General features: G+C 61.7%; 18 protein-coding genes. 8 read left to right on the forward strand and 10 right to left on the reverse strand.

What is annotated here, in order from left to right:
- The first annotated feature begins 77 nt into the window (after positions 1-77).
- The 3 genes from arsC to ACZYR5_RS01475 are packed head-to-tail and all read left to right on the forward strand — an operon-like array spanning position 78 to position 1,451.
- Entirely contained in the window at positions 78-431 is a 354-nt protein-coding gene (gene arsC / locus ACZYR5_RS01465) for an arsenate reductase (glutaredoxin) (protein ID WP_489088219.1), read from the forward strand.
- Positions 428-1,033, forward strand: coding sequence for an NAD(P)H:quinone oxidoreductase (wrbA, locus tag ACZYR5_RS01470; RefSeq protein WP_489088218.1), 606 nt, complete (start codon positions 428-430; stop codon positions 1,031-1,033). The genes arsC and wrbA overlap by 4 nt, the downstream gene beginning before the upstream one ends.
- Entirely contained in the window at positions 1,026-1,451 is a 426-nt protein-coding gene (locus ACZYR5_RS01475; protein WP_489088217.1) for a DUF2069 domain-containing protein, read from the forward strand. The genes wrbA and ACZYR5_RS01475 overlap by 8 nt, the downstream gene beginning before the upstream one ends.
- 32 nt (positions 1,452-1,483) lie before the next feature.
- Here the strand turns inward: ACZYR5_RS01475 and ACZYR5_RS01480 are convergent, their stop codons facing one another.
- Complete coding sequence (locus tag ACZYR5_RS01480; RefSeq protein ID WP_027619955.1) at positions 1,484-2,155, reverse strand: DNA-3-methyladenine glycosylase I; 672 nt, start codon at positions 2,153-2,155, stop codon at positions 1,484-1,486.
- Between the two features lie 68 nt (positions 2,156-2,223).
- Complete coding sequence (gene ttcA / locus ACZYR5_RS01485; RefSeq protein ID WP_027619954.1) at positions 2,224-3,048, reverse strand: tRNA 2-thiocytidine(32) synthetase TtcA; 825 nt, start codon at positions 3,046-3,048, stop codon at positions 2,224-2,226.
- A 245-nt stretch (positions 3,049-3,293) separates the two neighbouring features.
- On the opposite strand from ttcA, the gene ACZYR5_RS01490 reads away from it, so the two are divergent.
- Positions 3,294-3,896, forward strand: a complete 603-nt coding sequence (locus tag ACZYR5_RS01490) for a Yip1 family protein (RefSeq protein WP_489088216.1) — start codon at positions 3,294-3,296, stop codon at positions 3,894-3,896.
- 127 nt (positions 3,897-4,023) lie between these two features.
- Positions 4,024-4,518: a SprT family zinc-dependent metalloprotease gene (locus ACZYR5_RS01495; protein WP_027619952.1), complete on the forward strand. Its 495-nt coding sequence runs from the start codon at positions 4,024-4,026 to the stop codon at positions 4,516-4,518.
- 5 nt (positions 4,519-4,523) lie between these two features.
- Here ACZYR5_RS01495 and ACZYR5_RS01500 read toward each other — a convergent pair whose 3' ends face one another.
- Both ACZYR5_RS01500 and ACZYR5_RS01505 read right to left on the reverse strand, forming a co-directional pair.
- Positions 4,524-5,705 (reverse strand): CaiB/BaiF CoA transferase family protein, encoded by a 1,182-nt coding sequence (locus ACZYR5_RS01500; RefSeq protein ID WP_489088215.1) that lies wholly within the window; start codon positions 5,703-5,705, stop codon positions 4,524-4,526.
- A gap of 147 nt (positions 5,706-5,852) precedes the next feature.
- Positions 5,853-7,187, reverse strand: coding sequence for a dicarboxylate/amino acid:cation symporter (locus ACZYR5_RS01505; RefSeq protein ID WP_489088214.1), 1,335 nt, complete (start codon positions 7,185-7,187; stop codon positions 5,853-5,855).
- 335 nt (positions 7,188-7,522) lie between these two features.
- Between ACZYR5_RS01505 and ACZYR5_RS01510 the strand changes: the two genes are divergently transcribed.
- Complete coding sequence (locus ACZYR5_RS01510; RefSeq protein WP_489088213.1) at positions 7,523-8,521, forward strand: AraC family transcriptional regulator; 999 nt, start codon at positions 7,523-7,525, stop codon at positions 8,519-8,521.
- A gap of 9 nt (positions 8,522-8,530) precedes the next feature.
- On the opposite strand, the gene ACZYR5_RS01515 is transcribed toward ACZYR5_RS01510, so the two are convergent.
- From ACZYR5_RS01515 to ACZYR5_RS01525, 3 genes are all read right to left on the reverse strand, one after another.
- Positions 8,531-9,877 carry an ATP-binding protein gene (locus ACZYR5_RS01515; RefSeq protein ID WP_489088212.1) on the reverse strand — a complete coding sequence of 449 codons (1,347 nt, stop codon included), beginning with the start codon at positions 9,875-9,877 and terminating at the stop codon, positions 8,531-8,533.
- Positions 9,874-10,551: a response regulator gene (locus tag ACZYR5_RS01520; protein ID WP_489088211.1), complete on the reverse strand. Its 678-nt coding sequence runs from the start codon at positions 10,549-10,551 to the stop codon at positions 9,874-9,876. Before ACZYR5_RS01520 ends, ACZYR5_RS01515 begins: the two co-directional genes overlap by 4 nt.
- Before the next feature lie 114 nt (positions 10,552-10,665).
- Complete coding sequence (locus ACZYR5_RS01525) at positions 10,666-11,265, reverse strand: hypothetical protein (RefSeq protein ID WP_489088210.1); 600 nt, start codon at positions 11,263-11,265, stop codon at positions 10,666-10,668.
- Positions 11,266-11,420: 155 nt separating this feature from the next.
- On the opposite strand from ACZYR5_RS01525, the gene ACZYR5_RS01530 reads away from it, so the two are divergent.
- Positions 11,421-12,146: a 4'-phosphopantetheinyl transferase family protein gene (locus ACZYR5_RS01530; RefSeq protein ID WP_489088209.1), complete on the forward strand. Its 726-nt coding sequence runs from the start codon at positions 11,421-11,423 to the stop codon at positions 12,144-12,146.
- A gap of 6 nt (positions 12,147-12,152) precedes the next feature.
- On the opposite strand, the gene ACZYR5_RS01535 is transcribed toward ACZYR5_RS01530, so the two are convergent.
- A complete protein-coding gene (locus ACZYR5_RS01535) occupies positions 12,153-13,769 on the reverse strand; it encodes an ATP-binding protein (protein WP_489088208.1) in 1,617 nt (538 codons plus the stop codon).
- Positions 13,766-14,491 carry a response regulator gene (locus tag ACZYR5_RS01540; RefSeq protein ID WP_489088207.1) on the reverse strand — a complete coding sequence of 242 codons (726 nt, stop codon included), beginning with the start codon at positions 14,489-14,491 and terminating at the stop codon, positions 13,766-13,768. The genes ACZYR5_RS01535 and ACZYR5_RS01540 overlap by 4 nt, the downstream gene beginning before the upstream one ends.
- A gap of 730 nt (positions 14,492-15,221) precedes the next feature.
- On the opposite strand from ACZYR5_RS01540, the gene ACZYR5_RS01545 reads away from it, so the two are divergent.
- Positions 15,222-18,116: a ribonucleoside-diphosphate reductase subunit alpha gene (locus tag ACZYR5_RS01545; RefSeq protein WP_489088206.1), complete on the forward strand. Its 2,895-nt coding sequence runs from the start codon at positions 15,222-15,224 to the stop codon at positions 18,114-18,116.
- 145 nt (positions 18,117-18,261) lie between these two features.
- On the opposite strand, the gene ACZYR5_RS01550 is transcribed toward ACZYR5_RS01545, so the two are convergent.
- On the reverse strand, positions 18,262-19,692 hold the full coding sequence (locus tag ACZYR5_RS01550; RefSeq protein ID WP_489088205.1) for a DegQ family serine endoprotease: 1,431 nt from the start codon (positions 19,690-19,692) through the stop codon (positions 18,262-18,264).
- Positions 19,693-19,797: the final 105 nt, after the last annotated feature.

The following is a 19,797-nucleotide window of genomic DNA, read 5'->3' on the forward strand; positions in this document are numbered from 1 at the left end:
CCATTGCCTCGCGAGGTTCTGGACTGCTCGCCACACAGGTAGAATAGCCGCCACCTTACGCAAGATGCGACCCGCACATGACCGATCTGACGCTTTATCACAATCCGCGCTGCTCGAAATCCCGCGGTGCGCTGGAACTCCTTGAGGCCCGTGGCCTGACACCGACCGTGGTGCGCTACCTGGAAACCCCGCTCGACGCCGGGCAACTGCAGAGCCTGTTGGGCAAACTGGGGATCAGTGCGCGGCAACTGCTGCGCACCGGCGAAGACGAGTACAAAACCCTCAACCTGGCCGACACCAGCCTCAGTGAGGCGCAGTTGATCGCCGCCATCACCGCTCACCCGAAGCTGATGGAGCGACCGATTCTCGAAGTCGGCGACAAAGCCATCATCGGCCGTCCACCAGAGAATGTGCTGGAGCTGCTGCCGTGAGTGCGCCGTACATTCTGGTCCTGTATTACAGCCGCAGCGGCTCGACCAATGAAATGGCCCGGCAGATTGCCCGCGGCGTCGAACAGTCCGGCATGGAGGCGCGCCTGCGTACGGTGCCGGCCATCTCCGCCGAATGCGAAGCCGTGTCGCCGAGCATTCCCGACGAAGGCGCGCTGTACGCCAGTCTCGACGATCTCAAGCACTGCTCGGGCCTGGCCCTGGGCAGCCCGACCCGGTTCGGCAACATGGCGGCGCCGCTCAAGTACTTCCTCGACGGCACCAGCAACCTGTGGCTGACCGGTGCGCTGGTGGGCAAGCCGGCCGGGGTTTTCACCTCGACTGCCAGCTTGCACGGCGGCCAGGAAACCACCCTGCTGTCGATGATGCTGCCGCTGCTGCACCACGGCATGCTGATCACCGGCCTGCCCTACAGCGAATCGGCCCTGCTGGAAACCCGTGGCGGTGGTACGCCGTACGGCGCCAGTCATCACGCCGGCGCCGATGGCAAGAGTGGCCTGAACGAGCATGAAATCGCCCTGTGCCGGGCCCTCGGCCTGCGCCTGGGCAAAACCGCGCAGAAGCTGGAGAGCGACCGTGGCTAAAAAGCCGAAGATCCTGCCCGCCATCGACTGGCTCGAACCGCGCGTCCGTATCAGCCGCGCGGCCAGCCTGCTGTGCTTTTTTGGCTTGATTGGTCTGCTTTGCGCCTATTACCTGGTGTTTGCCGACCTGCACGGCGCCCGGCCCTGGGTGATCCTGCTGATCGAACTGGTGCCGCTGTTGCTGCTGGCACCGGGGATGATCAGCGGCAGCCCGCGTGGCCATTCGTGGATGTGCTTTGTGGTCAACCTGTACTTCATCAAGGGCGCGATTGCCGCGTTCGACCCGAATCGCCAGGTATTCGGCCTGCTGGAAATGGCCGCCAGCCTGGCGGTGTTCTGCTCGGCGCTGCTGTATGTGCGCTGGCGCTTCCAGCTCAATCGCAAGCTGGCCGGCGAAGGCGAACCTGCAGCCGCATGACAGGCGCCGCCCGTACCGGCGGCGCCATCGCCTCAATGATTGACGGTAAACGCCAGCATCATCGATAGCTGGCACATCGGCCGGCCACTCTCGGCGTGCCATTGATTGAAGGCGTTCTGCACCGTGGCCAGGTCTCGCAGGCTGGTGGGCACCTTGTCGACGATCTTCTGTGCATTCAGCGCCGCGACCACGTCATAGCTCGGCACGAAAGTGTCCTTGCCGACCATCCGCAGGAAACGTGGTGCCGACAGGCCGCCCAATTGGTGCCCGTGCTTGGCCAGGTACTTCCACAGGCCAACGATATCGGTCACCGGCCATTCGGCGATCAATTCGCCGAAACTGCCTTTCTCCTTCGCCACATCGAGGATGAACTGCGCATTGCGCGGCACGCTCTTGAGCTTGCCCAGGTGGCGGATGATCCGCGCGTCCTGCATCAAACGCTCGAGGTGCTCGGCGCCCATCAGCACGACCTTTTCCGGGTCGAAACCGAAGAATACCTGTTCAAAGGCCGGCCACTTGGCATCCACCAGGCTGTGCTTGAGACCGGCGCGGAACACCCGCAGCGCCAGGGTCGACAGGTAGCGATCGTCGCTGATCTGCCGTAGTTGGTCGGGAGTCTTGGGAACGGGCAGATGGGCTTCCAGTTCAGAGGCCGAACCAAAGCGGTTCAGGCAGTACTCGTGCAGCCACTTGTAATCGTGCATGCCCTCTCCTGAGCATAGAAATGGAAACGGCGCCCACGAGCGCCGTCAGACCCAGCCGGTGACAGGGGTCAGAGATTGACCACATTGACGAAGCGCGACGCCGCGCTTTCGTCGATGGTCAGGCTGGTGAAGTCGAACAGGTTGCGGTCCGCCAGTTGCGACGGGATCACGTTCTGCAGGCTGCGGAAAATGCTCTCGGTGCGCCCAGGGGTCTTGCGCTCCCACTCCTGAAGCATCTCCTTGACCACCTGGCGCTGCAGGTTTTCCTGCGAACCACAGAGGTTGCACGGGATGATCGGGAACTGCTTGAGGTCCGAGTAGGCCTGGATGTCCTTCTCGTTGCAGTAGGCCAGCGGGCGAATCACCACGTTGCGCCCGTCATCGGCGCGCAGCTTCGGTGGCATGGCCTTGAGCGAGCCGTTGAAGAACATGTTGAGGAAGAACGTCTCGACGATGTCGTCGCGATGATGCCCCAAGGCCATCTTGGTCGCACCGATTTCGTCGGCAAAGGTGTAGAGCGTGCCGCGACGCAGGCGCGAACACAGCGAGCAGGTGGTCTTGCCCTCGGGAATCAGCTCCTTGACCACCGAGTAGGTGTCCTTCTCGACGATGTGGTACTCGACCCCCAACTCCTTGAGGTACGCCGGCAACACATGCTCGGGGAAACCCGGCTGCTTCTGGTCCATGTTGACCGCAACGATCTCGAACTTGATCGGCGCGACCTTCTGCAGGTGCAGCAGCACGTCGAGCATGGTGTAGCTGTCCTTGCCGCCGGACAGGCAGACCATGACCTTGTCACCGTCCTCGATCATGTTGAAGTCGGCAACGGCCTCACCGGCCTGCCGGCGTAGACGTTTCTGCAGTTTGTTCTGGTTGACCGTAAGAGTGCCCATGGCGCTTGAAATCCGCGAGGTGTGACGAAAGGCCGGCATTTTACGCAAAAACGCCTAAGCGGCGAGCTATCCATCTGCGATTAACGCGGATTTTTACAGCGCGATTTGCTCTAAAGGCGGCGTACCGGCGCGATTCAGTCCTTTCTATACTGCGACATAAGGTCGTACACACCTCTAGACCTTTGGCCACTGGCCGGTAGGCGCTCCGTTGGGGGGCGATAGCAATCACGAAGGAGTGACTGACTATGATCCATCACGTCGTGGGACTCTTTACCCACCCCGATCAAGAATGGAAGGAGATTCGTGGCGACCAAGAGGAAAGCATCAGCCACATGTACCTGACGCACACGCTGATTCTCGCGGCGATCCCCGCTGTTTCGGCGTTTATCGGCACTACCCAGGTGGGCTGGGTGATCGGCAGCCGCGCACCGGTCATGCTGACCCACGAAAGCGCCCTGTGGATGACCATCATGTCGTACCTGGCGATGCTCTGCGGCGTCGCAGTGATGGGCGCGTTCATCCACTGGATGGCCCGTACCTACGACGCCACACCGAGCCTGGCACGCTGTGTCGCCTTTGCCACCTACACTGCAACCCCGTTGTTCATCGGCGGCCTGGCGGCGCTCTACCCACACATGTGGCTGGGCATGATCGTCGGCACGGCAGCCATTTGCTACACGGTGTACCTGCTGTATGTGGGCTTGCCGACCTTCATGGGCATTCCATCCGACGAGGGCTTTCTGTTTTCCAGTTCGGTACTGGCCGTAGGGCTGGTGGTGCTGGTGGCCATCATGGCCTTCACCGTGATCGTCTGGGGCTTGGGCGTTGGCCCGGTCTACACCAATTAGCTCATCCTGTTTGACCGACAGGCCGCCGCAAGGCGGCCTTTTCATGTGGCGACGACCATTGGGCGCCTGGGCGATTCGCAATGCCCGGGGTTTAACGCATACTGACGCCTCTGGAGATCCGTTAAGCATGCCCGAGCAACTCAATACCCGCGTCGAAGACTGTTTCCAACTCGCTGAATCCTTTTTCAAACGCCCTTTCAAACGTCCGGTGGTCAGCCTCAAGTTGCGCGGCCAGAAGGCCGGTGTGGCACACCTGCATGAAAACCTGCTGCGTTTCAATCCACAGCTGTACCGCGAAAATACCGAAGATTTCCTCAAGCAGACCGTCGCCCACGAAGTCGCGCACCTGATCGCCCACCAGCTGTTTGGCGACCGCATCGCGCCCCACGGCGAGGAGTGGCAGTTGATCATGCGCGGCGTCTACGAGCTGCCGCCCAACCGCTGCCACACCTACGCAATCAAGCGTCGCAGCGTGACCCGCTATATCTACCGCTGCCCCTGCGCCGACAGCGACTTCCCGTTCTCGGCCCAGCGCCACAGCCTGGTCCGCCAGGGGCGGCGCTACCTGTGTCGACGCTGCCGGCAAACCCTGGTATTCACTGGCGAGTCGCGGGTCGAATAACGGCGCTAGGCGATGGTTTTGGTACGCCGCAATTCAGCGATCTGTTCGACGCTGTAGCCCAACTCGGCCAGCACCTGATCGCTATGGGCGCCGACAGCTGCACCGATGTGCCGCGGCGCCGGCAAGCCAGCGGAGAATTTCAGCGGGCAAGCCATCTGCGCCTGAGTCGTGCCGTCCGCGCGCGGCACCTGCGTCACCAGTTGGCGCGCCTGGAGCTGGGGATGCGCCACCGCCTCGGACAGGCTCAGAACCGGCTCGACGCAGGCATCGATCGCACCGAACAGCGCACACAGTTCGCTGTAGTCGCGCTTTTCGAACTCGATCTGCAGCGTCTGCTTCAGGGCTTGTTGCTGCTCGGGTCGAGGTGACAAGCCTTGAGCTGCCAACTCGGGCCGGCCCAACGCCGCACACAGCTGCTGCATGAAGTTCGGCTCCAGGCTGCCCACCGACATCCAGCGCCCATCGCGGCTGCGGTAGTAGTCGTAGAAGCTGCCGCCATTGAGCACCTGCTCTTCGCGCCCCGGCTCCACGCCACATGCCAGGTACCCCGCCCCGGCCAGTGCGTTCAGGCTGAACGCGCAGTCGGTCATGCTCACATCCAGATGCTGGCCTTGACCCGTGTGCTGGCGGGCGATCACCGCCGCCAGCAGGCCGATGACCCCATGCAGGGAGCCACCGGCAATGTCGGCGGCCTGGATGCCCAAGGGCAACGGACCACTGTCGGCGCGCCCGGTGTAGCTCGCCAGGCCGGCCAGCGCCAGGTAGTTGATGTCATGCCCGGCGCGATCCTTGTAGGGCCCGGTCTGGCCGTAGCCGGTGATGGACACGTAGATCAGCCGCGGATTGATCGCCTTCAACGCTTCGTAGCCCAGGCCCAGGCGTTCCATGACACCGGGCCGGAATTGCTCGAGGAGAATGTCGTGGTCCTGCAACAGTTGCTTGACCACTTCCAGCGCCTGCGGCTGCTTGAGATCCAGCGCCAGGCTGCGCTTGTTGCGGTTGAGGTAGGCGTGGCTGGCCGAGGTGCCCTGGTCGTGGGGCGGCAGGACGCGCAGCAGGTCCATGCGGGTTGGCGACTCGATACGCAGCACTTCGGCGCCCATGTCCGCCAACAATAACGAGGCGAACGGCCCTGGCAGCAGTGTCGAAAAATCCAGAATCTTCAGTGATGCCAATGGCCCCTGCATAAGTCTTCTCCTTGGACGATCCGTCCAGACTAGGCAGCGGATGCCCGGGCGGCAATCACTTTAAGCGACAGCCGAGGTGACCTTTGCGCTCAAATCACGGACAAGAAAAAACCCGCCTTAGCGGGTTTTCTCATCAGCCTTGGCGGATTACTTCACCGAAGCCGGGGCCGGGCCTTCAGCCACGCCCAGGTCATCGACTTCACGCTCGTCGGAGATACCGCGACCGCCAGAAGCCAGTTCGACCTGCAGTTTGTCTGTGTCCAGTTCCTTGACCCACTTGGCCACGACCAGGGTTGCCACGGCGTTGCCGATCAGGTTGGTCAGGGCACGGGCCTCGGACATGAAGCGGTCGATACCGAGGATCAGCGCCAGGCCGGCAACCGGCAGGTGGCCTACCGCCGACAGGGTCGCCGCCAGCACGATGAAGCCGCTACCGGTCACACCGGCCGCACCTTTGGAGGACAGCAACAGCACCAGCAGCAGGGTGATCTGGTGGGTGATGTCCATGTGGGTGTCGGTCGCCTGAGCGATAAACACGGCGGCCATGGTCAGGTAGATCGAAGTACCGTCAAGGTTGAACGAGTAGCCGGTAGGGATCACCAGGCCGACCACCGATTTCTTCGCACCCAGGCGCTCCATCTTGATCAGCATGCGTGGTAGTGCCGATTCGGACGAGGAAGTGCCCAGTACGATCAGCAGTTCTTCACGGATGTAGCGGATCAGTTTCAGTACGCTGAAGCCGTGCGCGCGGCAGATCGCACCCAGTACCAGCACGACGAACAGCACGCAGGTGATGTAGAAGCAGATCATCAACTGGCCCAACTGCACCAGCGAACCAACGCCATAGGCACCGATGGTGAAGGCCATGGCACCCAGCGCACCGATCGGCGCCAGCTTCATGATCATGTTGATGATGTTGAACATCACGTGGGCGAAACGATCGATGAAGTCCAGTACCGGTTTGCCGTAGGCACCCAGGCGATGCAGGGCGAAACCGAAGATCACCGAGAACATCAGGACCTGCAGGATATCGCCGTTGGCAAACGCGCCGACGATGGTGTTCGGGATCACATTGAGGATGAAGCCAACGATGCTCTGGTCAGCGCCAGCCGTGACGTAGGCCGCGACTTTCGAGGCATCCAGGGTCGATACATCGATGTGCATGCCGGCGCCCGGTTGCACGACGTTGACCACTACCAGGCCGATCAGCAGGGCGATGGTGGAGACGATTTCAAAGTACAGCAGCGCGTAGCCACCGGTCTTGCCGACCGATTTCATGCTCTGCATGCCAGCAATGCCGCTGACCACGGTACAGAAGATAATCGGTGCGATGACCATCTTGATCAGCTTGATGAACCCGTCACCCAGCGGCTTGAGCGCCACCCCGGTCTGCGGATAGAAGTGACCGAGCAAGATGCCGATAACGATGGCAACGATTACCTGGAAATACAGGGATTTGTAAATTGGCTGACGAGTCGTCATTGCAAAGTTCCTCAAGAGCACCGCGTTGCAATCATCCATCCGATGCAAGCGACACCTAAAGTGCGAACCCTCCTGCACTGGAGGGATTTGTTGTGGCGAACTGCGTGCTGGCAGGTCTACTGGTCTTATTGCAGAGCTCGTGCCAGCTTTGCCGGATCGCCCACAAACCGCGTACCAGAAGGGTTACAGGTAACTCTGGTGATTTGCCTTGGCGATCGGTGTTGGCGGATTCCCGCCCATCGACCCGATCCACTCCTGGAAATTGGCGGATATCCGCCTTGTCCGATACTGGGGGGCTGGCTAAGATCCGCCACTCAATGGACGGATGACTTCCCATGCGCGAACGCACCATTGCCAGTCATTTTGCCCGCGCGGCCACCGGCGGCGCGCGCCGGCTCGGGCATGACTATTCAGGCCTGCTGCAGGCGCTGGGAATCAACCCCGAGTGGCTCGACGAGCCCCGTGCGCGAATCGCTCCCGAGCAGTTCAGCGCCCTGCTCCAGGGCCTGTGGCTGGCACTGGACGACGAGTACCTAGGTCTGGCCCAAAGCGTGAGCAAGCGCGGCACCTTCGCCATGATGTGCCACGCGCTGATCCATTGCGCCAACCTGGAGAAAGCATTCAGTCGCGGCTTACTTTTCTATAGCCTATTTCCCGACAGTCCGCGCCTGAGCTTGAGCCGGGAAGACGAATGGGTGCGCCTGAGCCTGGACGATTCTCAGCTGTCCGACCCCGACCATTTCCTCAGCGAATGCCTGCTGGTCACCTGGCACCGCCTGGGCAGCTGGCTGATCGGCCAGCGGATTCGCCTGGAACAGGCCAGTTTCAGCTATGCCAAACCCGTGCACGGCGCCGAATACGAACTGCTGTTTGCCTGCCCGTTGGCGTTCGACGCCCAACGCACCAGCCTGCTGTTTCATAGCCGCTACCTGGGCATGCCGCTGTTACAGGACGAGCGCACCCTCAAGCATTTCCTCGAACGCTCACCGGCCGATCTGCTCGCTCGCCCGGATGACGGCGACAGCATGTGCAGCCGCCTGCACCGCCTGCTGGGACGAGACAGCCGACGCTGGCCTGACCTGGAGGCGGTGGCCGCGCAGTTGCACGTCAGCCCGCAGACCCTGCGCCGGCATCTGCGGGAAGAAGGGGCGAGTTTTCAGGAACTCAAGGATCAACTGCGCCGCGACATCGCGATTTATCACCTCAGCCGCGCCGACCTGTCGTTGCAACAGATCGCCGAGCAGCTGGGGTTTTCCGAACCTTCGGCGTTTCACCGGGCGTTCAAGAAGTGGACGGGGCTGACGCCGGGGGCGTACAGGGCGCAGGAGCAATGAACCCCGGCCTCAGGCAGCCGGGAAGTGAATGCGAAACGCAGCGCCGCCCAGTGGCGAGTCACCGAGCGTCAGCTGCGCCGCATAGCTTTCGATGATGTCCTTGACCACCGCCAGGCCAATACCCTGCCCCGGATGCTGGCGATCCAGGCGCTCGCCACGCTGGAGAATCCGTGCCCGCTGATCCACCGGCACCCCAGGCCCGTCATCCTCGACGCATAGCTCAATGCCGGCCACGGTCTGGCGCAGGCTGACCCGCACCTCACCCAGGCACAGGCGATAGGCGTTTTCCAGCAGGTTGCCGAGCATTTCCAGCAAGGCACCCTGCTCGATGGGCACGTAGCAAGGGTCCGGCAGATCGAAGCGGGTACGCACCCGCTTGTCGCGATAGACCTTGTCGAGGGTGTCGCACAGGCTCTTGAGCACTGGCTGCAACGCCACCTGATGGCGCACCAGGCCGCTTTTGCGCAAGCTGGCACGCTGCAATTGGTAGCTGATCTGCTGGCTCATGCGCTCGATCTGCGATTGCAATACCCATGCTTGCTCTCGATCCTCGGGGCGCTGGGCCATGTCCTCACTGACCCCTTGCAGGACCGCCAGCGGCGTTTTCAGGCTGTGGGCCAGATCGTCCAGCGAGTCACGGTAGCGTCTGCGCTGCTCGCGCTCGCTGCGCAACAGACGGTTCAGGGAGCCGGTCAGACGCAGCAATTCACGTGGGTGTTCCTCACTGAGGCTTTCCAGCGCACCGCTTTCGATCTGGTCGAGTTCCTGGCTCAAGCGGCGCAAGGCCCGCAGCCCCCAGGTCAGGCCAATCCACAGCAGCGCCAACAACACCAGCAGCGCGGCGCCGAAGCCCAGGTAGAGGTTTTCCCGCACGCCCTCGAGGGTCTGCTGGTATTCGCGCACCGGTTGCAGGGCGACGATACTGAACGCCGCACTCTTGCCGCCAAGCAGCTTGACCTCGACGTCATAGACGAAGAACTCCTGGCCGCTGGCCTCGCGGATTCGCGCAAACTCGTTGCCGCGGCCGTCGTACCGGGGTTTGTAGTTGATGTGCTCATCCTGAGTCGCCCGCGAACGCCAGACCAATTGCCCTTCGCGGTCATAGATGTAGCCCAGCAGACGGCTGTCGGCGAGATTGAATCGCTCATCGGGGAGTTGGGAAGGCATGACCAGGCGGCCATTTTCGATGCGCGCCGCGGAAATCAGGGTGGTGACGTCCGACGCCAGGCGCTGCTCGATCGAATCTTGCAGCGCCAGGCTGAACGCACCCTGCATGGCCGGCAGCAAGGCCAGCATGAACAGCACGGCAAGGGTGGTAGCGGCCAGCATCAGCCGCAGACGCAGGGATCGAATCACTGGCAGCGCTCGTTGAACAGGTAGCCCAGGCCGCGCACCGTCTCGATCGGCTTGAATCCGTTGGGCCCTTCAAGCTTGCGCCGCAGGCGCCCGACCAGCACTTCAATGACGTTCGGATCGCGCTCGTCGTCATCCGGATAGAGCTGCTCCATCAATCGGTCCTTGGCGACCACCTGTTGGTGGTGGCGCATCAGGTATTCGAGGATCCGGTACTCATAGGCCGTGAGCGCCAGTGGCTGCTCATCGAGCGTCGCCTGCTTGCGATTGAGGTCCAGCAGCAAGGGCCCGGCAACGATGGTCGACTGGGTGAAGCCGCTGGAGCGGCGCAGCAAGGCATTGAGACGTGCGTCGAGTTCCTCGAACTGGAACGGCTTGACCACATAGTCATCAGCGCCGGCGGCGAGGCCTTCGACCTTGTCCTGCCAGTTGCCACGGGCGGTGAGGATCAGGATCGGGAAGGTCTTGCCTCGGTGGCGCAGCTCACGGATCAGATCCAATCCCCCCATGCCCGGCAAGCCCAGGTCGATCACCGCCAGGTCATGATTGTATTGCTCGGACTGGTACAACGCCTCTTCGGCATTGGCGACCGCTTCTACCACATGCCCATTCTCGGTCAGGCGGGTGTGCAGGTGATGGCGCAACAGCGCCTCGTCTTCGACGACCAACAGTTTCATGACGCTCTCCCAGGCAAATCAAGCACTCCACGGGTGCCTCGCACCCAGCTTACCGACATGCCTGCGCCGGATCACCCTTTGGATGATCCGGCGCAGGTCAACGCTGGCCAATGATCAGAAAGCGTAGTTGGCGGACAGGTAGGTCTGGGCACTGCTGTCGAGGCTCAGCGAACCCTGCTTGGTGCCCTGGGCACTCATCTCGGTACTGGCATTGCTGCGCAGGTAACGGTAACCCATTTCCACCGACACGTTTTTCGAAACCTGTTGCAGGACACCGCCCTGCACACCTACGGCATAACCGATGTCACTGTCGCGGCTGTAGCCTGGCGAGTCCTGGGTCAGCTTGGTCAGGCCGGCAGTGCCACCGCCGAACAGCTTGGTGCTGCTGGTCACCGGCAGGAACAGGTCGTAGCTGCCCAGCAGGTTTTCCTGACGCAACTTGATGCCGTTGTGGGTGCCCGAGACATTGTCGTAGGTCGCGTAGTAGCGACGGTCGTTGTTCTGCTGGCCGAGACGAACACCGTAGGTGGTGTCCTTGCCAATCACGCCATTGGCGTTGGGGTGATCAAGGTTGCTGTTGAGCAGGCTGGATTTTTTCACCTTGTCGCTGGTCTGGCCCAGGGTCAGGCTGGCGAAGTTGTCGTCGGCGGCCTGGGCAGCGGCACTGGCGCCCAGCACGGTCATGGCCAACATCAGTTTTTTGAAGGTTGTCATCCTGAGTTTCCTCGTTCGCAATGTGCTCTTGGTTGATGCGTGCAGGTTACTCACCCCCCACTGAACTCCCCCTGAACACGCGCTGAACCTGGCCTGAACGAGCTGGACACGCAGTAACACTACCCAGCCGGGCGGCGAATCGGCAAAATGCCGCGATGAACTCGCTCCCCGCCCTGCCCGCCTGCTGCACGCCGCTCGACGCCCATTGGCCGTTGCCTGCCGCACTGCCCGACAGTGTTTTGCTCAGCACCCGTTTCGATCCTGCATTGCTGGTGCCGGAGGACTTTCGCGGCTGCAACGTCGAGCCTCCGCCGAGCATCCAGCGCTCGGTGGCCAAACGTCAGGCCGAGTTTCTCGCCGGGCGCCTGTGTGCCCGCGCCGCGTTGCTGCAATTGACGGGAGAGCCGTGCATCCCGGCGATTGGCGAAGACCGGGCGCCGGTCTGGCCAAGCGACATTTGCGGCTCGATCACCCACACCACGGGCCGGGCCGCCGCGATTGTCGCGCACAAGGAGCACTGGCGCGGACTGGGCATGGACCTGGAAAACCTGCTCGATCCCGCACGCGCCGAGCGCCTGGCAGGTGAAATCCTCACCCCGGCAGAACTGCAGCGCATGGCAGCAGGTGATCGCGCGCAGCTGGCGTTGCTGGTGACCCTGACTTTTTCGGTCAAGGAGAGCCTGTTCAAGGCGCTCTATCCCATCGTCCGGCAGCGCTTCTATTTCGAGCATGCCGAGGTGTTGGAATGGACAACTGACGGCCTGGCCCGTCTGCGGCTGTTGACGGACTTGTCCAGCGAATGGCACCACGGCGTGGAACTGGATGCGCAGTTCGCGGTGAAAGATGGCCAGTTGCTGAGCCTGGTCAGCATCCCGGCCTGACACTCGTCAGCGTTCGGGCTTTTCCTGATTGCGCGGCCAACTCAAGCTGAAGCAGGCACCGCCAAGGTTCTTGCTCTTGCCAATCAGCGCCCGGCCGCCATGCCAATGGATGATCCGCCGCACAATCGACAGGCCGAGGCCATGGCCACCCGAGGCCCGGGTGCGACTGTCATCCAGGCGCAGGAACGGTGTGAAGATTTTTTCCCAGGCACTTTCCGGTACGCCCGGGCCATCGTCCTCGACATCCACCCGGCACCGTTGCTGGCCGACCTGAAAGCTGATGGCAACCTGGGACTGCGCATGGCGCATGGCGTTGCTCACCAGATTCTGCAGCGCCCGATGCAGGTAGCGCGGCTCGGCCTCGACCCAGGCCCCGTCGCAATCGGCAGCCGACAGGCACAACCCGCGCTGTACCCTGACATCCGCGCGCAATGGCGCCAGCTCGCCGATCACCTGGTTGACCAGAGCGTCCAGATCCACCCGCTGGAAGTTCAGCGCGGGCGAACCCTGCTCCAGGCGGGCATAGGTGAGCATCTCATCCACCAGGCCATCGAGGTCCTGAATGTCGTGATCCATGCCAACCAGGTACTTTTCCCGCGCCTGGTCGGTGCTCGCCGAGCTGATCATTTCCAGGCCAAAGCGCAGGCGCGCCACCGGAGTGCGCAGTTCATGGGACACCGCACGCACCAGCTCACGCTGAATCGCCAGCAGTTGCTGCAGATGCTCGGCCATGCCATTGAATGCCGCGGCCAGGCGTCCGACCGAATCGGCACCGCGCGCCGGTACTCGGGTCTCCAGGCTGCCCTTGGCGATACGCGTGGCGGCCGACTCCAGGCCACTGAGCCGACGCTCGAGCTGGCGCACCAATAAATAGACGATCAAGCCGATCAGGCTCAATCCCAGGGCGGCGATCAACACCAGCCACTCGGGTGGATAAGGATTCATCTGGTACAACGGGCCGATTTCCAGCACCCAGGGCGTACCCACCATGCCGGCAAACACCCGGATCGAATCACCGCCCTTGCCCAGTGCCATGACCGTATCGCCTTCGGAGACCCGGCGACTCTGGTCTTCGTCCATATCGGCCTGGTCCACCGTGACCAGTTGCAGCTCGAAGCCGAAGCCCTTATCTGTTTTCAATGCCTCCAGGCGCTTGGGCTGCTCGCTCACCGGATAGCGCACCAACTCGTCCGCCAGCAGGTAAATAGTCGCCCGTGCCAGTTGCTCGCTGATCTGCTGCACTTCGCCCGTCAGCACCAACTGCTCTTTTTCACTGACCAGCCGATAGACCCGGGCCGCATGGGGCCCCGTCTGCTCGACCAACGCCTGACCGCGCAGGATGCGGGTACGCTGGCCCAGATCGAGACCGGTCTGGCTGAAGGACTGCAAACTCATGGGAATCCCCAGCAAGCGCTCCCAGACCACCAGCGCGCGATGGCGCTCGGTCGGGTTCATCGGCTGCAGGTTGTCGGCCATCAGCGAAAACGTGCCGTGGGCCAGGCGCTCGCGGTACTGCTCGCTGCGCACTTCGTTGAGCAGATGCAGGGCCAGCGCGCCGAGCACCGCCACCAGGATCAGCGCGGCGCACATGCCACCGTAGATGCGCAGGAAGATCGAGTTCACAGGGATGGGTCTACACAGGCTTCGGGCACGAACAAATAACCCTTGCTGCGAATGGTCTTGATCAGGCGCGGGTGATCCGGGTCGTCGCCGATTTTCGGGCGGATCCGCGAGATACGCACGTCGATCGAGCGATCCTGGCCGTCATAGCCGATCCCGCGCAGCGCGGTGAAGATCTCCTCGCGCGAGAGGATTCGCCCGGCGTTGTCCACCAGCAACCAGAGCAAATCGAATTCGGCGCTGGTCAGCTCGATACCCTGGTCCTGCAACCAGGCCTCACGCAGCGCATTGTCGACCACCAGTGGCCCGAACTGCAGGCGCCGAAGCTTCTGCGGCACCGCGGGTTCCGGTGCCTCGCTGCGCCGCAGCAGGGCCTGGATGCGCGCCAGCAACAGGCGCGGACGCACTGGTTTGCACACATAATCGTCGGCGCCCATGTCCAGGCCCTGGATCTGGTCCAGGTCGTCGGTGCGGGCCGTGAGCATCAGGATCGGACCGTCATACTGATCACGCACCTTGCGACAGATACTCAGGCCGTCTTCTCCGGGCAACATCAGGTCGAGGATCACCAGGTCCGGTTGCTCGGCAATTATCCGCGCCGCCGCCAAACCACCATCGCCTTCGATGGCGACGCGCAATCCATTGCTTTCCAGGTATTCGCGGGTCAACTCAGCCAGGCGCTGGTCGTCCTCGACAATCAATACCTGCCAGGCTTCTTGCTCCACGGGTGACCTCTGCTTGCCAGAACACTAATAAAGGGAGGATCCACTGGTATTTTTGTAACTTTTATAGTGGATAAGACTGCATAGACAGCAGTCGATTGTAACAACGCCAACCCTTATCAACACAAGCGGGCAAATGCGCTCGGTAAGCGGGATTTTTTGTGATAGGGTTCGCGCCCTTAAAATTCCACCCAGGGGATTTTCGGGGGCAAAAAACAGTGACAAACGGTCTGATCCAGCAGGGTCGCGGCCTACACGACGATTGGTGGATTCATACACATTTTACGCACAGCTTTATCCACAGGTAGTACGTTGCATCACCCCCACAAACGCATTATCTTGTAGCTCGCGCGCAGAAAAACCCTACATATAGGGTTTTGCGTCAAAACCCAAACACCAAACAGCCAAGAAACTCAAGTGCTTTTCTTGCCTGATTCCGGTGGAACCAAACACTTTTTCAGTAGCCCAAACCGCTCCCGCGGATGGCGATCGTTTTCAGGCCCAAAAGAATGAAAACGGTACGGGTGTTGCAGTCATTTACTGACACCCAATGGAATTCGGATCTCGGCCTCCTGGCCTGAGACCAAAGACTTCGGCATGGAAGCGGCGCCCAACAGCCCCCTTCCTCCTGTCCCGAAGTTGTTATGCCCGGCGCTTGCCGGTTGTAGTGCTTCAGGACGGAACGGTGGGCACCTTCGCGGTGCCCAAACAAACATAGAATGTGGAGACACTCATGCAAACCGACACAACTCGCGAGAACCCGCAGGGCACCTTGCCGCAGGCCGCCGATTCGACTTCGGATCTGTCCGCCACCGCGCCAGGCCAACTGCGAGTGATCAAGCGTAACGGCACTGTCGTTCCTTACACCGATGACAAGATCACCGTCGCCATCACCAAAGCGTTTCTCGCAGTTGAGGGCGGCACCGCTGCTGCCTCGTCGCGAATCCACGACACCGTGGCCCGCCTGACCGAACAGGTCACCGCGACCTTCAAGCGTCGCATGCCATCGGGCGGCACCATCCACATCGAAGAAATCCAGGACCAGGTCGAACTGGCCCTGATGCGTGCCGGCGAGCAGAAAGTCGCTCGCGACTACGTGATCTACCGTGACGCCCGCTCCAAGGAGCGTGCCGCCCACACCCCGGCCGAAGCCGCGGTCAACGCGCACCCCTCGATCCGCATCACCCGCGCCGACGGCAGCCTGGCGCCGCTGGACATGGGTCGCCTGAACACCATCGTCACCGAAGCATGCGAAGGCCTGGAAGAAGTCGACGGCGAGCTGATCCAGCGCGAAACCCTGAAGAACCTCTACGACGGTGTGGCCCTGACCGACGTCAACACCGCCCTGGTGATGACCGCCCGTACTCTGGTCGAGCGCGAGCCGAACTACTCGTTCGTCACCGCCCGCCTGCTGATGGACACCCTGCGTGCCGAAGGCCTGAGCTTCCTGCAAGTCGCCGAAAGCGCCACTCACCACGAGATGGCCGACCTGTACGCCAAGGCCCTGCCGGCCTACGTCGCCAAGGGTATCGAATACGAGTTGCTGAACCCTGAGCTGGCCAGTTTCGACCTGGAAAAACTCGGCAAGGCAATCAACCACGAGCGCGACCAGCAGTTCACCTACCTGGGCCTGCAAACCCTGTACGACCGTTACTTCATCCACAAGGATGGCGTGCGCTTCGAACTGCCGCAGATCTTCTTCATGCGCGTGGCCATGGGCCTGGCCATCGAAGAGAAAGACCGCGAAGCCCGTGCGATCGAGTTCTACAACCTGCTGTCGTCCTTCGACTACATGGCGTCGACCCCGACCCTGTTCAACGCCGGCACCCTGCGTCCTCAGCTGTCGAGCTGCTACCTGACCACCGTGCCGGATGACCTCTCGGGCATCTACCACGCGATCCACGACAACGCCATGCTGTCGAAATTCGCCGGTGGCCTGGGCAACGACTGGACCCCGGTCCGTGCACTGGGTTCGTACATCAAGGGCACCAACGGCAAGTCCCAGGGTGTCGTACCGTTCCTGAAAGTAGTCAACGATACCGCTGTAGCCGTTAACCAGGGTGGCAAGCGCAAAGGCGCTGTATGTGCCTACCTGGAAACCTGGCACATGGACATCGAAGAGTTCATCGAGTTGCGCAAGAACACCGGTGATGACCGTCGTCGTACCCACGACATGAACACCGCCAACTGGATCCCTGACCTGTTCATGAAGCGTGTCTTCGATGACGGCAAGTGGACCCTATTCTCGCCATCGGAAGTTCCGGACCTGCACGACCTGACCGGCAAGGCCTTTGAAGAGCGCTACGAGTACTACGAAGCCCTGACCGAGTACCCGGGCAAGGTCAAGCTGTTCAAGACCATCCAGGCCAAAGACCTGTGGCGCAAGATGCTGTCCATGCTGTTTGAAACCGGCCACCCATGGCTGACCTTCAAAGACCCGTGCAACCTGCGCAGCCCGCAGCAGCACGTTGGCGTGGTCCACAGCTCGAACCTGTGCACCGAGATCACCTTGAACACCAACAAGGACGAGATCGCAGTCTGCAACCTGGGTTCGATCAACCTGCCGAACCACATCGTCAACGGCCAGCTCGACACCGCCAAGCTGCAACGCACCGTGAACACCGCCGTGCGCATGCTCGACAACGTGATCGACATCAACTACTACTCGGTGCCGCAAGCGAAGAACTCCAACTTCAAGCACCGTCCAGTCGGCCTGGGCATCATGGGCTTCCAGGACGCGCTGTACCTGCAGCACATTCCTTACGGTTCCGATGCTGCCGTCGAGTTCGCCGACAAGTCGATGGAAGCGGTCAGCTTCTACGCGATCCAGGCGTCCTGCGACCTGGCGGACGAACGTGGCGCGTACGAGACGTTCCAGGGCTCGCTGTGGTCCAAGGGCATCCTGCCACTGGATTCGCAACAGATCCTGATCGAGGCTCGCGGCGCCAAGTACATCGATGTGAACCTGGAAGAAACCCTGGACTGGGCACCGGTTCGCGCCCGTGTACAGAAAGGCATCCGTAACTCGAACATCATGGCCATCGCTCCGACCGCAACCATCGCCAACATCACTGGCGTTTCGCAGTCGATCGAACCGACCTACCAGAACCTGTACGTGAAATCGAACCTGTCGGGCGAATTCACCGTGATCAACCCGTACCTGGTTCGCGACCTCAAGGCTCGTGGCCTGTGGGACTCGGTGATGATCAACGACCTGAAGTACTACGACGGTTCCGTGCAGCAGATCGAGCGCATCCCGGCCGAGCTCAAGGCGCTCTACGCCACCGCGTTCGAAGTGGACACCAAGTGGATCGTTGACGCGGCCAGCCGTCGTCAGAAGTGGATCGACCAGGCGCAGTCGCTGAACCTGTACATCGCGGGTGCATCGGGCAAGAAGCTCGACGTGACCTACCGCATGGCCTGGTACCGTGGCCTGAAAACCACTTACTACCTCCGTGCCCTGGCCGCGACCAGCACCGAGAAGTCGACCATCAACACCGGTAAACTGAACGCTGTTTCCAGCGGCGGCAACCACGGTGACGACTCGGCCCTGGCAGCCCCTGCCGGTCCAGCTCCAGTACCGAAGGCCTGCGCCATCGACGAGCCGGATTGCGAAGCTTGCCAATAAGCTGAGCCGATGAGCGCTGCCCGGCGCTCATCTCAACCCCCGCCAGACCCTCTGGGTTTGCCGGGGGTTTTCTTTTGCCTGTAATCCGCGAGCCAAAAAAAAACCGCCTCGATCGAGGCGGTTTTTTATTCAGTGACCGGCCTGGTTACTCAGCCAGCTTGAAGGTGATAAAGCTGGCGCGGCCCTGACGCAGGACGCGCATCGACACCGACCGATTCTTTGGCAATGCCTTGGCAATGTCAGTGAACTCCTTGGCCGACGAGATCGCCTGATTGTTCAGGTGAGTGATCACATCGCCTGGCTGCAGGCCGATCAGGGCTGCAGGACCGTCCTGGACTTCCTTGATCACCACGCCGCCCTTGAGGTCGTACGTCTTCTTCTGTTCGTCACTGAGCTCGACCACGGCAACGCCCAGGCGGTTGCTGCTGCGCTCGACGCCAGATTGCGACAACGTATCGAGTTCCTTGCCTTCTTCCGGAATGGCGCCCACGGTCAGTTCGACGTTTTTGCGCTTACCGTCGCGGATCACTTCCAGATTGGCCTTGGCCCCCGCCTTGAGCGCGCCTACCAGGTGCGGCAGGTCAGCCGACATGACGATTGGCTGGCCGTTCATGCTCAGGATCACATCACCCACCTGCAAACCACCCTTGGCGGCCGGACCGTCGTCCTGAATCTGCGCCACCAGCGCACCGGCCGGCTTGTCCAGGCCGAAGGATTCGGCGAGATCCTTGTTCACTTCCTGGATCACCACACCCAACCAGCCACGGCTGACCTTGCCGCCGCTTTTCAGCTGGGTCGACACGTCCATCGCAACGTCGATCGGAATGGCGAACGACACGCCCATGAATCCACCGGAACGGGTGTAGATCTGCGAGTTGATCCCCACCACTTCACCCGCCAGGTTGAACAGCGGGCCGCCGGAGTTGCCTGGGTTGATCGGCACGTCGGTCTGGATGAACGGCACGTAGTTTTCATTCGGCAGGCTACGACCGATGGCGCTGACAATGCCCTGGGTCACGGTGTGGTCAAAGCCGAACGGCGAGCCGATCGCGACCACCCACTGCCCGGCCTTCAGGTCCTGGGATTTACCGAGCTTGAGCACCGGCAGGTCCTTGCCTTCGATTTTCAGCAACGCCACGTCGGAGCGCGGGTCGGTACCGATCAGCTTGGCCTTGAGCTCGCTGCGATCAGCCAGGCGCACGAGAATCTCGTCGGCATCGGCAATCACGTGGTTGTTGGTCAGGATGTAGCCATCGGGCGAAATGATGAAGCCCGAGCCCAGCGATTGCGCCTCACGCTGGCGACCACCTCCCGGGGAACGCTGCTGCGGCGGCAGGCCACGCTCGAAAAACTCCCGCAGCATCGGCGGCAGGCCTTCGAGGTCAGGCATCTGCTGGTTGGAGACCTTGCGGTCCGGCAGCTTTTGCGTAGTACTGATGTTCACCACCGCAGGCGAGGCCTGCTCGACCAATTGCGTGAAGTCAGGCAATTCGGCCGCCTGGGTGGAGACGGCCTGACCCAGCACCAATACGGTGGCAAAAATGGTCAGGTAGGATTTCAAACGTGGTATCGACATACGGCTCCCGTTACGACGAGCATGGTTAAGCGATATGGAACAACAAGTACCGGGGAACAGGCGCCGATACTTTTGTTCCGGGAACAACTATACAAGGCCAGAGCC

This window comes from Pseudomonas sp. F007 (assembly GCF_057814275.1).